This window comes from Rummeliibacillus sp. NPDC094406 (assembly GCF_044763875.1).
GTDB lineage: Bacteria > Bacillota > Bacilli > Bacillales_A > Planococcaceae > Rummeliibacillus.
This window is the reverse complement of the sequence record NZ_JBIWGZ010000002.1, coordinates 157897-170563: the sequence shown is the minus strand read 5'-3', so window position 1 is coordinate 170563 and position 12667 is coordinate 157897. Positions and strand designations below refer to the sequence as shown.

The window sequence follows — 12667 nt, the reverse complement described above, 5'->3', positions numbered from 1 at the left end:
TTCGGAGGAGGAAATAAATTGGCTAAATTTAGATTGATTCATACAAGTTTTTGGAACGACCCAAAAGTAGTGGAGGAATTAACTCCAGAAGATAAATACTTTTTTCTTTATTTATTAACTAATGAAAAGACATCTCAAATAGGAATATATCAGATTACAAAAAAGCAAATGGCATTTGATTTGGGGTATTCAAATGAGTCAATAAACGCTTTAATGCAAAGGTTCATAGAACATCATAAATTGATCAAATACAGCACTGAAACACGTGAGATAGCAATAAAAAACTGGGGAAGATACAACCTTACTCGCGGTGGTAAACCTGTCTTGGATTGTGTTATTTCAGAATTAAAACATGTTAAGGATACTTCATTAATTACATGGGTTGGTAATGGAGTGACAAACGATAGTATAAAGAAATTATTCGATTCGTACCACGATACGTATAACGATACGCTAACGACAAGTGTACAAGAAAAAGAAAAAGAAAAAGAAGAAGAAAAAGAAGAAAAAGAAGAAAAAGAAGAAGTAAAGAAAAGCGCAGCTAAGGCTGCTGGTTCATCTCTTCCTTACGATGAAATAATAGATTATCTAAATCAAAAGGCAGGAACAAATTATAAAAGCTCATCAAAGGCAACACGGACCTTGATTAAAGCAAGGTTTGATGAAGGATTTAAAACCGAAGACTTTAAAACTGTCATTGATAAAAAAATAATCACATGGTTACAAGATCCACATTTTAATCAATATTTACGACCTTCAACACTATTCCAAGCTTCAAAATTCGAAGGCTACTTAAATGAAAGGGTGCGAGGATATGAAAGCAATCAGTCAAGCTCTACCAAAGAGTATAGAGATGGCATTAACTTCTAATATTTGTTCGAATCATGCTAAACCAGTTGGAATGATGATTATCGAAGGAGTAGAAATTTGCCCTGCATGTGAATTAGCAAAAGAGAATGCCGCATTTGCGAAATCCATGAGCGACCAGATTCTAGCTCAGGAATCTAAGAAAAAGAAAAATACATTGTATTACAAAAGTATATTTGCCGATGAAACACTTCGTAATGCATCATTTGGAAAGTTTTTTGCTGAATCTGAGGAAGAAGTGAAGAACAAAGATTTAGCGATACAAGCCTTTAAACATTACAAGGGTGCAAAAGTATTTACCACACTTTTGCAAGGAGATACAGGGGTTGGAAAATCTCATTTAGCAATGTCCATATTACGGAACCTCAATGAAAAAATGGATGTTGAGTGTGTTTTCATTAGTGTTCGAGAGATGATGACGAAAATTCGAGATTCATTTGACAATAAAGAGAGCAAATACACTCAGCTCTATTTTGTGGACATGTTATCCAGAGTAGATTTCTTATGCCTTGACGATTTAGGCGCTGAAACTGGAGCAATCGATACAAGAAAGACCGCAACAAACTTCACTTTAGAAGTCCTTACTGCAATATTTGAAGCCAGACAAAACAAATCAACAATCATTACATCAAACTTATCACGCAAGCAAATGGAAGACATGTATGATAAAAAGCTAATATCTAGGAGTTTTAAAAATATTGCAGTAATCAAATTCGATAATATTCGAGATAAACGAATTGTTGCATTCGATTTAACCCAGGAGGTATAAACCATGCAGACATCTCAAATGACACAATTTGCATCGGGAAATGGGATTGCAATTGTTAAATGTCCACATCCTGATTGCGATCATAAAGGAACATTTATATCTAGGGTGCATTGCAGAATACATCATCAAATTGAACGTGATGAAATGTTTAAAAAGTATGGTGAGCCAATAAAAGTTAAGTTAAATTACGCTTTAAGAAGGGGTTCATAAAATGAATGACTTATTAGCTGTAAAGCAAGATTTAGAGAACTTAAAGTTAGAAGTCTTAAAAACATTGGAGGAAATTGAAAATGAGCGAAACAAAGAATCTTAAATATGTCCTTGATCAGCTAGTTATAGTAGTTGGCCAATGTAACTCACTAGGTATCACAAAGGAACGTGAAGAACGTTTTGAAATGTATCTAGGTCATTTAATGCAGATCACAGGTTTAAGTCGCTCGGACGTTGTAGATTACGCAATAAAAGCAGTGGATGAAATGAATGATAATCGAAATAAATCTATTAAGGGGGAAATTGCATGTTAACAAGAAAGAAGGCAAGAAAAAGACGTGCGCAGCTAATTTTTAAACAGACAGCACTGCATGAAAATAATTGCCAAGGTTGTGTGCATAACGGAAAAAATGTTTTTGCTAATTGTAAAGATTGCCCAGTGTTACAACGGCTACAAGTAATAGGCACAGAGCTTGAAAGTATTTCAAAAGAATTAGATTCAGTAGTCCAATCTTCAAAAGATAAAGGAATTACACCCACAATCTATAAAAATCTTGTATATCGTGGGTATAACGATATTGAAATTAGTAACTTAGCAGATATTCCAATACGTGAACTCAACATATGGAAGAAGAATATAGGTGTAACAAGATCAACAATAGCGAACTGAAAAACTGAGGCTAAAATGCGAAGGAGGAAACGAAAATGAAAACTCATCATTTAACAGATGAACAATTAGCATTTTTAAAACACGAAAGAAATGTATTAAAAGAAAAGTTTAGAGGAGCATGTAATGAATTTGGGTTTAACAGTGCTCAAGCAAGATACTATGACGGTAAAACCGACGGACTAATAGAAACAGTCTTATATTTAGGTGTTTCTTTAGAGGAGATTAACGGAAAATGAGATATTAATTTTAATTAATAAAAGAAGGATATTGTGACATAAAGGAGAGAAAAACATGAGTTTAAAAAACACTAAGATTTATATTCCAGAGGTACCTAAAGAATGGACGAAACGAATTCGCTCTGGTCATAGAAACATCTGGAATGAGGGGTCAACGAATACTGAATTACCTGAAATATCATTAAATCCACCTACTAAGGGGTTATACGCTGAAAGATTCGATGATGGATGGTACTGGGTTTGTGGATGTAATAAATGCTTAGAAAACGGTGAATCTTGGTCATATATCGTATGTGATGAACATGATCGTTGCATTACGTGTGGGACTCATAGAAAAGAACTTACTGAAATACCGTGGGGACATCCAGACGGATTTCAATGCAAACCTTGTCATGAAAGAGAACATGAAAAACGTAAACAAGAAGCGTTACGGATAGCAGAGGAAAATGGTCATAATGAATGGGATTGCTTCCGTGAAAGTAAAATTATCTGTCCAGTATGTGCTTCAGAATGTTCAAGCGATGATATGTATGAAGATGGGGAACATGAAATGACTTGTAATGTCTGTGATACGGAATTTGTTGTTGAAATCGACTACGAGGTAAAATACACATCCAGTTTGAAAAAAGTTAAAGCATAATCCGATTCATGAAACGAAGGAGGACTTTTAATGGATGAAAAAATTTGTTGGACATGCAGTCATTATGCTTTCGGTTGTTTCGTAACTGGTGAATATAACAATACGGTAGATTGTGATGGTACTTGTGATAAATGGTGTCCAGAAGGAACAAAAGGGACTGTAACCGATTATGAAGACGCAGAAGGTGATGGAACGACTTGGGAAGAAAACGAGTTCCTAAAAGATGATATGTCTAATTTGTAATGACGCATAACGTAGATTTTCTGCAGTAAAAGAGGAGGATGTGTATATGGAACAGGTAGAACAAATATCACTTTTTAACGTGATTAGAGAGTTGAATGATATTGAATTTATTAAAAGAAGTATATATCAATTATCAGAAGGTGAAACAATAAGAACATCTTCTTGTGAAGTGGAATATATGGGACGGTTTATCACTGTTAAAACTAAAGAATTTGAGGAACCGTTCACATCTATAAAGGCTGCATTAGATTGCATAGAACGTTTTTTGGCGAATGGGATTGAAGCCATATAAAAAAGCATCAGAGTTTCCTCCAATGCCCAATTAATCTAGTCAATTAATTATAGCATAGGAGGAAACATATTTTGAATAAACAAGTAGATTTAAAAGCAGAAGTAAGTTTAATGGAGAACGGGGTGTACATAGTATCCGGTGGGAAATTAATTCCTGTAGAACAACCACCTGCTGGTTATGGAAAACAGGAGATTTGTTGGCAACACGGTAAAGTTACTCATGTAGACTACAAATATAGTAAAAAAATCTAAATGTGGTATTATAAGTGTAACAAATATATTCGTGCTTACTGGAACAACCGGGAGCGCTAGATAATCGCAGAACTCTTTCTGTGCTTATTTAGCGCTCTTTTTATTTTGATTATCGGGAGGAAACAAAATGAAAGAGTTGATTAATGAGTATATCGCTACACGTAAACATACTAAAAAAATGTATAAAGCTTTGTTAGAGTTAAAAGATGAGATGATTGATGAAGAAGAAATTGCAAAAGTGAATGAAGATTTAGCTACTATCAGAAAAATGATTAGTAGCCTATCATATTCGATTGAAGTTATGGCATCAGGAAGATTCAGAGGGCGGTCGATAAATAGACGTGCAGCTTATGAAAGAGATATCCCTGTGAGTAACGAGGTGTTGACTATGAATAGTGATAAACTTCAACAAATGCCATATGAACATGAGGTCAATGAAGACGAAGAAGAAGTAAAAGAATTGTTGGCCAAAGAAATATCAAAAGTGTTAGATGCTAAAGAAAGAGAAGTATTCAATCTTGCTGCAAATGAATTTAGTCATCGTCAAATTGCGGAAATCATGTCTATACCAAAAAGCACAGTACAAAGTATTTTAAAACGCTGTAAGTCAAAAATCATCGCGGAAGGTTGGGTGATTGTATGAGATTTGTAGAACCAATTCGAGATAAGGAGCAACTAGAGGAGCTAACGCAGTATTTAAAAGATCATAATCAACGTGACTACATCATGTGGATGATAGGTATTCATATAGGGATTAGAATTTCAGATATATTAAATTTACGAGTTAAAGACGTGCGAAAGCAAACGCATTTAAAAATATTTGAGCAAAAGACACAAAAATATAAGCGCGTGATTATTCCGCCAAAACTTCGTAAAGAATTAGAAGAATTCATAAAGGGTAAAAAAGACAAAGAGTTTTTAATTATATCAAGGCAAAGAACAAAAACAGGAAAGCAACGAGCAATTTCCCGCAAGACAGCATGGGCCAATATTAATAAAGCTGCACAAGAAATTGGCTATCGTGAAAAAATTGGTACCCATAGCATGCGTAAAACTTTCGGTTATCATTATTATAAAAAATTTAATTCAGTCGGTGATCTAATGGTGTTATTCAATCATGCGGAAGAAGCTACAACACTACGTTACATAGGCATTGTACAGGACCAACTAGATGCGAATATGTCGAACCTCTATTAAGGGGTTCTTTTTTTATGCCGTAAATAGCTTAACAGAGCATATTCATAGCTTTTTCCATGTGATTGAGTAGCTATTAAAAAAAGTATTAGTTACACTCAAATATAAATTTTTTTAAGGTTATTGATATAGAGCCATTTATAGCGATTTTTTAAACGTAACAGAATATTAGATATGTTACACTCGGAGGTCATCATCGTTCGATTGCCCATTATAAGTGTAAGGGTAAAATCTTACACTCATGAAAACTCCTCCTTGAAATCGGGCTACAGGCATAGACACGGCAGTCTGTAGCTTTGGTTTCTAAATTTGTGATGTTATCTAAAGGGATATTTGATAATATGTTACAGGGTGATAATTTCGTGAAAAATAAATTAGAGAATATATTTATTGTAATTTTAGGAGTATTGGTGGGTTTTTTAGCATTTGCATTAATACTATTAGCAATTTATAAAATTCTATTTAAAGATTCTGTTAACCAAGCCACTATTTTCAGTGGAATATTAAGCTTATTTGGTGGAATTGCTGGTGCAACAGCAGCTTATTTAATTGCAAGATTACAAATGACTAAACAATTAGATCTACAATTTAATAAAGAAAAACACAAAATGAAATTAGAAATTGAAATTGATAATTTACAATCTCTTTTACAATTACTTACTAACATGAGAATGAACGTAATGAAAATTAAAAGTACTCATCTGGATTTTATCAATTATTATAAAGAGTTTTTAGAACTAGAAAAATTAAAAGTCAATATTATAAAGCTAGGTTTAACAGATTCAGAAGCGTTTAAAGCAAGCGATAGTAATCTTGAGAAAAAAAGAGATGATACTAATAGACTTTATAAAGAATGCAAAAAAAATATAAATGAAATAGCTTTCCAATGTGGTGAATTAGTTCGATACGGTTTTATATTTACAGATATTGATAAGTTTAATAAAATCAATGTCTTCTTAGCAGATTCTATTAATATGGTAATCAGGAAATATCGATTAAAAATAGTACCCGAAAATATAGAAAAGATTGAGGAAATTGAAGGAATATTCGAAGAGATGCAGGATGTTATAGAAAAAGTAATTTTAGATTTACAACAACGATTAGTTGATTTATTAAATGATTATGAAAAAGAGTAGACTAACAAATGCTTTGCTATTAAATAGCAAGGCGTTTTTTAGTTTATTTTAGGAGGGACATATCATAATGCTAAAAGAATTCAGAAAGACTTCTACTGGTACTGAGTATTGGGATACGGAATCTAAACAAATTGTTAATATTGGTGTAGATCTTGCAAAAGGCGAAAATAAAACAGTAATAACGAATATTAAAGTTAATAAGTTTGAAGGTGTTGATTTCGATTCAATGCAAGTAAAGGAACTTAAAGACTTCGCTGAGCAACATGGAATTGATATCCCTAAATCAATGACTAAGAGAGAACTAGTGATTGAAAGAATCACAGGTGAATCGAATGATTAAGAAAACTAAATATAGTGAACCAGGAATGACTGTAACAACAATACGTTTTTTAGGAATTACTATTTACACCTTAACTGAAAATGTAACGCTGTTTAAAAATAAATGAAGTACTGTGATTTCAATGGATGTAGAAACAAGCTAGAGAGAGGTAGGTATTGTGAAGAGCACAAGCGAGACAAGCCGAAGCAACCTAGCAAGATTAAGTATGATACCAGCAATAAGCCTTTCTATAATTCTGGCATTTGGAAAGCCACAAGAAAAAAAGTATACGAGAGGGAACGAGGTTGTTGTCAGCGATGTGGACGATTTGTCTTTGGTAAGCTTGCACAGGTTCATCATATCGTTAAGGTGAAGAACAACCCAACGCTCAAGCTTGAAGAAAGTAATTTAAGATTACTTTGTCCTGAGTGTCATATGATTGAAGAACATTCAGAAGAAAATAAAAAAGTTTTCGCAAATTATTTTATGCCCCCCTCTCAAAAATGATTTTTTTGAAAATAGCTGAAGACCGGTTACAGGCGTTAAATAAATAGTTGTGCAGTCTAAAAAAACAAAGGGGGTGTGACAATGGCTCGGATTTCCAAAAAGCGCAAGCTTGAAATGCTAGATGAGGCAAGGGTTGAAGAACAAAATCGCATCATAAATTTGCTTCAGGAGGAAGGGCTGTATCAAAAAACGCTCACACCTCTAATTGAAAATTACTTAGATGCATTTATCATTTATAAAACCATGTTTGAAAAATGGAGAGATGCTGGATTTCCAGCCACAAAGGCGCATCAGAATAAGGCTGGTGCAATCAACGAAATGAAACATCCCTTATCGCAACAGGTTGAAACTTGGAACGATAAGAAGAATAAATTATTAGATTATCTTGGAATGACAAACAAAGGAAAAAGTGTACAAAAATCAACCAATAATACTTCAAAAAATGGTGAAGTGGATGAATTGGCAGAACATCGGAATAAATGGCGAAAAGTTAAATGATTCAGATTGAACCAGGAAAGAATTATGCTGATTTATATGCAAACCGAGTTATGCGGAATAAAAAGAAATATCCTACATCAATCATCAAAAGTGTTGAAAGATATAAGAAATGGAAAAAGCGCAAGGATATTTGGTTTGATGTAGATAAAGCAAATGAGATGTTAGATTTTGTACAATCCTTTGTACGTCACGTTAAAGGTCCATTAGCTGGCGAATTAATTGAACTAGAAGAATGGGAAATATTTATTTTTGCAAATATGTATGGTTGGTACCATGAAAACGAAAAGGGCAATTGCGTTCGAGTGATACGAGAAACATATGCGCAAGTGCCAAAGAAAAATGGTAAAACCATCATTGCTGCAGGTGCTCTACTTTACGCAATGTATGGTGAGGGCGAACGAGGTGCAGATTGTTATTGTGCAGCAACAGACTATGAACAAGCACAAAACGCTGCTGAGCCGATTGCACAAGCAATTGAAAACTCGAAGCCATTAAGCAAAGGTACACAAATTTATAAAGGGATTAATGGTACTGTTTCGGGAGCCATGTATCGTTATTCAATTGATGATATCACTTATCAAAATAAGTTTAAGGTACTTACGAAAAATACAAAGGGACTTGAAGGTAAAAACCCTTACTTTGTTTTGAACGATGAGCTTCATGCTCAAGAGAATATGGATATGTACGACAATTTAAAGTCAGCACAAATTTCTCGTGAGCAACCTATAATGCTGAATATCAGTACAGCTGGTAAAGGCTCATCATCAGTAGGAATGCGTGTTTATAAATATGCGAAGCACGTTCTTAAAGAAGATGACGATGATTCTCTATTTGTATATATAGCTGAACCGAATAAAGGGTACGATTGGACAGACCGTAAAGTTTGGGCAATGGTTAATCCAAACATCGGTATTTCAGTAACGATGGAACAATTAGAAATTGAATTCAAGAAAGCTCAACAGTCAGCACATTCTAAAGCAGAGTTTTTATCAAAACATTTGAATGTATTTGTTAATGGAGCCGAGAACTATTTTGAAAGAGAACAAATTGAACATGTTTTAGTAGAAGATCTTGGGGAACTGGAAGGCGAGATGTGTTATCTGGGTCTAGATTTATCAAAGGTCAATGACTTAACGTGTGTTAGCTTAAACTTTCCAACATTTACGGACGGGGGGAAAGCATTACTTAAAGTAAAACAGATGTACTTTATACCGTCTGATAATCTTGATTTCAGAGAGAAAGAGGATAATGTACCTTACTCTAATTTAGTAGAGAGAGGATTCGTTACTCTTTGTGATGGTAAGATGATAGATCAGGACATGGTACTCGAATATATAACTGAATGTATGAATTTATATGATGTTCAGCAAATCAATTATGACCCTGCAATGTCACAAAAACTGATTGAAAAGTGTGAAAATCTTGGTTTAGATTGCATTGTAGTGAATCAGTATCCAAATGTCATGAATGCAATGATTGATGATTCGGAATTGTTAATCTATGAGCACCGATTAATTACTGATAATCCACTATTTTTATACTGTGCATTGAATATGGTAGTTATTACGAATATTAACGGAATGAAAGGGCCATCAAAACGTCAATCTAAGAAAAAGATTGATGGATTTGTGGCTTTTTTAGTTGCTCATAAAGAGACGATGTTCCAGATGGAAGATATTGATGCAGATGAATTTGATGAATTACTAGATTCTATCTATCGATAGGAGGTGAAACACTTGGGATTACGAGATAAAATCTCTAATTTCTTGTATAAGCAGGTAGAAAAACGTGGTTGGTTTGAAGATTCCTTTTCTAGCGTGCTCCGATATAGCGGGCGCTATGTTAATGACGAGAACATTCTAGAATCTTCTGATGTATACGAGTTATTGCAGGATATTAGCAATCAAATAATGCTTGCTGAAATAACCGTACTAGATAAAAACGGTGAAGAAGTTGAATCTTCAGCAATTAATATTTTAAAACAGCCAAATAATTATCTTACTCAATCGGAGTTTTTGAAGTTGCTAACAAATACCTATCTATTATCTGGTGAAGTATTTCCAGTGCTTGATGGTGATCAATTACACATTGCGAAAAACGTATATACAGAATTGGATGATAGGCTGGTTGAACATTTTAAAATCAACGGTACTGAAATTCCATCATTCATGATTCGTCATATAAAAAATATAGGCGTAAATCATCTTAGAGGTCATGGTTTACTCGACCTAGGTAAAAATACTTTAGAGGGCGTTATGAGCGCAGAAAAGGTTTTGACAGAGAAATATAAGAAAGGTGGATTACTAGCCTTCCTGCTAAAGCTAGATGCGAATATTAACCCTCAAAACGCTGCACAATCGAAATTGATAAATGCAATATTAAATCAACTAGAAGATATCGATGAAAGTAGAAGCGTGAAGATGATACCACTAGGTAAAGGTTATGAAATCGAAACTATGGAATCACCAATAGATGACGAAAAGATACTCGCATATCTAAATGTTTATAAGAAAGATTTAGGAAAGTATTTAAATATCAATGTAGATACATATCAAGCGCTCATTAAGAGTGATTTAGAGAAGGCTATGATGTATTTGCACAACAAAGCAGTTAAACCTATCATGCGTAATCTTGAGGACCATTTGAGTCTTCTTTTTTTCGGCAAAAATTCGGACAAGAGACTTAAATTCAAAATTAATATTTTAGATTTTGTTACTTATAGCACTAAAACGAATATCGGTTATAACATTGTTCGTACTGGTATCACATCACCTGACAATGTTGCTGAAATGCTTGGTTTTCCTAAACAAAATACTCCAGAGACACAAGCTATTTATATCTCAAATGATTTATCAAAAATCAGTGAGAAGAAGGCAACTGACGATAGTCTGAAAGGTGGTGAGGAAGATGACATTAAAGAAGGAAACACGGACATTTGATATCACGAATTTAAATACTCGTGATGGTGAAGAAGGCGAATCGGTAATAGGTGGTTATGCTGCAGTATTCAATTCTCCAACAGATATTGGTGGCTATTTTATTGAGGAAATTGCACAAGGTGCTTTCTCAAGAGCCATTTCAGAAAATGGTGATATACGTGCTCTTTTTAATCACGATTGGAATAACGTACTTGGTCGTACTAAATCAGGTACATTGCAGTTGAGTGAAGATGATCGCGGATTAAAGTTCGAAGTAACACTCCCTAATACAAGTTTAGGAAGAGATTTAAAAGAATCCATGCTACGTGGTGATATTAATCAATGTAGTTTTGGTTTTATTCCAACAGAAGAAAAATGGGACTATAACGTAGAGCCAGCAAAACGGACGATTCTCGAGGTTGAATTATTCGAAATCTCGGTTGTATCTATTCCGGCGTATGAGGATACAGAGGCCTCAGTATTAAGAAGTAAAGAGTTGAATCTACAAGTAGAACAACGCATGAAATTAATAAAAAAAATTAATAAAACATTGGAGGCAACCAAATGAATAAAAAAATGTTACTAGCATTACAAAAACGAAATAAAGCACGTCTAACAGAATTGCGTACAAAAATTGAAAAGAATGAGGTGCGTGAGGAAGATCTAACAACATTACAAACAGAGGTTGAAGAGTTGGCAGAAGAAGCACAAGCAATTGCTGATGCCTTAGCAGAATTTGATGAAAGTGATGATACATCAACAGATGAGGAAGATGAAACACGTGCAGATAATGAAGATAAGAAAGACGATGAAGAAGGTACTTCTGATGACCAAAAAGTTGACGAAGAACGTAAAAAAGGCGTTATTTCATCTGAAAAACGTTCGGCAGCAATGACTTCAATTGCTTCTGCATTGTCAACTCGAAATGAAAAATCAACAAAGCAACGTGAAAAAGAAATTCGTTCTGCATTTGCAAACTTTGTTGTAGGTAATATTTCAGAAGCTGAGGCACGCTCGTTGGGAATCGAAGTGGGTAATGGTTCAGTAACTGTACCAGAAGTTATTGCTGGAGAAGTTATTTCTTATGCACAACAAGAAAACCTATTACGTAAATATGGGTCTGTTCATCAAACTGCAGGAGATGTAAAATATCCAATCTTAGTCAAAAAGGCTGTAGCTAACGTAAGCAAAAAAGAACGTACATCAGAAATTGTTGAAACAGGTATTGAATTTGATGAAATTTTATTAGATCCAGCTGAATTTGATGCACTTGCAACTGTAACAAAAAAGTTATTAAAAATGTCAGGTGTAAATGTTGAAGAAATCGTAGTTGAAGAGTTGAAAAAAGCTTATGTAGAAAAAGAAACAAACTACATGTTCCGAGGTGATGACGTTGGAAATGAAAATCCTGGAGCACTTCAAAAGAAAGCAGTAACTTATTATGAATCAGAATCAGTAGATGTGAACGCAGCAGGATATTCTCAGAAACTATATCAACAACTAGTTAAATTAAAAGGACAACCAGTTACTGCGATTCTAAAAAAATCTATGTGGATTGTAAATCGTCCTGCATTAACTGTTTTAGAAGCTATGACAGATACAACTGGTCGCCCGTTGTTACACGAAGCAAAAGATGGTGTAGGTTACACATTATTAGGTCATAAATTAGATTTCACGGATGCAGCAAATAAAAAAGAAGACGATCATACAACACCAGTATTCTATTTTGGTGATTTCACAGCTTTCCATATTCAAGATGTTGTAGGCTCGCTTGAAATGCAAAAACTGATTGAAAAATTCTCTGGGACAAATAAAGTCGGCTTCCAAATTTATAACTTATTAGATGGCCAACTTATCTACTCTCCTTACGAGCCAGCTGTATATCGTTATGAAGTAGGTGCAGTTAAAGGAGCGTAA

General features: G+C 34.2%; 20 protein-coding genes. All 20 read left to right on the top strand.

Annotated features, from left to right (window positions below; genetic code table 11):
* The first annotated feature begins 18 nt into the window (after positions 1-18).
* On the top strand, positions 19-870 hold the full coding sequence (locus tag ACIQ4I_RS05665) for a conserved phage C-terminal domain-containing protein (RefSeq protein ID WP_403093849.1): 852 nt from the start codon (positions 19-21) through the stop codon (positions 868-870).
* Positions 815-1636, top strand: a complete 822-nt coding sequence (locus ACIQ4I_RS05660) for an ATP-binding protein (protein ID WP_403093846.1) — start codon at positions 815-817, stop codon at positions 1634-1636. Before ACIQ4I_RS05665 ends, ACIQ4I_RS05660 begins: the two co-directional genes overlap by 56 nt.
* 3 nt (positions 1637-1639) lie before the next feature.
* The gene (locus ACIQ4I_RS05655; protein ID WP_403093844.1) at positions 1640-1846 is read left to right on the top strand and encodes a hypothetical protein; all 207 of its coding nucleotides are present in this window, start codon (positions 1640-1642) and stop codon (positions 1844-1846) included.
* 80 nt (positions 1847-1926) lie between these two features.
* Entirely contained in the window at positions 1927-2160 is a 234-nt protein-coding gene (locus tag ACIQ4I_RS05650) for a hypothetical protein (protein WP_403093841.1), read from the top strand.
* Positions 2154-2516, top strand: coding sequence for a hypothetical protein (locus ACIQ4I_RS05645; RefSeq protein WP_403093839.1), 363 nt, complete (start codon positions 2154-2156; stop codon positions 2514-2516). The genes ACIQ4I_RS05650 and ACIQ4I_RS05645 overlap by 7 nt, the downstream gene beginning before the upstream one ends.
* Positions 2517-2551: 35 nt before the next feature.
* Positions 2552-2752, top strand: coding sequence for a hypothetical protein (locus tag ACIQ4I_RS05640; protein WP_403093836.1), 201 nt, complete (start codon positions 2552-2554; stop codon positions 2750-2752).
* A gap of 55 nt (positions 2753-2807) precedes the next feature.
* Positions 2808-3392 (top strand): hypothetical protein, encoded by a 585-nt coding sequence (locus tag ACIQ4I_RS05635; protein ID WP_403093834.1) that lies wholly within the window; start codon positions 2808-2810, stop codon positions 3390-3392.
* A gap of 30 nt (positions 3393-3422) precedes the next feature.
* Positions 3423-3635 carry a hypothetical protein gene (locus ACIQ4I_RS05630; protein ID WP_403093832.1) on the top strand — a complete coding sequence of 71 codons (213 nt, stop codon included), beginning with the start codon at positions 3423-3425 and terminating at the stop codon, positions 3633-3635.
* A gap of 46 nt (positions 3636-3681) precedes the next feature.
* The gene (locus ACIQ4I_RS05625) at positions 3682-3927 is read left to right on the top strand and encodes a hypothetical protein (protein WP_403093829.1); all 246 of its coding nucleotides are present in this window, start codon (positions 3682-3684) and stop codon (positions 3925-3927) included.
* Between the two features lie 71 nt (positions 3928-3998).
* Positions 3999-4178 (top strand): DUF3954 domain-containing protein, encoded by a 180-nt coding sequence (locus tag ACIQ4I_RS05620; RefSeq protein ID WP_403093826.1) that lies wholly within the window; start codon positions 3999-4001, stop codon positions 4176-4178.
* A gap of 127 nt (positions 4179-4305) precedes the next feature.
* Positions 4306-4821 (top strand): sigma factor-like helix-turn-helix DNA-binding protein, encoded by a 516-nt coding sequence (locus ACIQ4I_RS05615; RefSeq protein WP_403093823.1) that lies wholly within the window; start codon positions 4306-4308, stop codon positions 4819-4821.
* Positions 4818-5375 carry a tyrosine-type recombinase/integrase gene (locus tag ACIQ4I_RS05610; RefSeq protein WP_403093821.1) on the top strand — a complete coding sequence of 186 codons (558 nt, stop codon included), beginning with the start codon at positions 4818-4820 and terminating at the stop codon, positions 5373-5375. Before ACIQ4I_RS05615 ends, ACIQ4I_RS05610 begins: the two co-directional genes overlap by 4 nt.
* A gap of 359 nt (positions 5376-5734) precedes the next feature.
* Complete coding sequence (locus ACIQ4I_RS05605; RefSeq protein WP_403093818.1) at positions 5735-6508, top strand: hypothetical protein; 774 nt, start codon at positions 5735-5737, stop codon at positions 6506-6508.
* 67 nt (positions 6509-6575) lie between these two features.
* Positions 6576-6848: a hypothetical protein gene (locus ACIQ4I_RS05600; RefSeq protein WP_403093815.1), complete on the top strand. Its 273-nt coding sequence runs from the start codon at positions 6576-6578 to the stop codon at positions 6846-6848.
* 102 nt (positions 6849-6950) lie between these two features.
* Positions 6951-7334: an HNH endonuclease gene (locus tag ACIQ4I_RS05595; RefSeq protein WP_403093812.1), complete on the top strand. Its 384-nt coding sequence runs from the start codon at positions 6951-6953 to the stop codon at positions 7332-7334.
* 81 nt (positions 7335-7415) lie between these two features.
* Positions 7416-7832, top strand: coding sequence for a P27 family phage terminase small subunit (locus ACIQ4I_RS05590; protein ID WP_403093809.1), 417 nt, complete (start codon positions 7416-7418; stop codon positions 7830-7832).
* Positions 7832-9556 (top strand): terminase large subunit, encoded by a 1725-nt coding sequence (locus ACIQ4I_RS05585; protein WP_403095071.1) that lies wholly within the window; start codon positions 7832-7834, stop codon positions 9554-9556. The genes ACIQ4I_RS05590 and ACIQ4I_RS05585 overlap by 1 nt, the downstream gene beginning before the upstream one ends.
* Before the next feature lie 12 nt (positions 9557-9568).
* Positions 9569-10771, top strand: coding sequence for a phage portal protein (locus ACIQ4I_RS05580; RefSeq protein ID WP_403093806.1), 1203 nt, complete (start codon positions 9569-9571; stop codon positions 10769-10771).
* Entirely contained in the window at positions 10740-11318 is a 579-nt protein-coding gene (locus ACIQ4I_RS05575) for an HK97 family phage prohead protease (protein ID WP_403093803.1), read from the top strand. The genes ACIQ4I_RS05580 and ACIQ4I_RS05575 overlap by 32 nt, the downstream gene beginning before the upstream one ends.
* Positions 11315-12667 carry a phage major capsid protein gene (locus ACIQ4I_RS05570; protein ID WP_403093800.1) on the top strand — a complete coding sequence of 451 codons (1353 nt, stop codon included), beginning with the start codon at positions 11315-11317 and terminating at the stop codon, positions 12665-12667. Before ACIQ4I_RS05575 ends, ACIQ4I_RS05570 begins: the two co-directional genes overlap by 4 nt.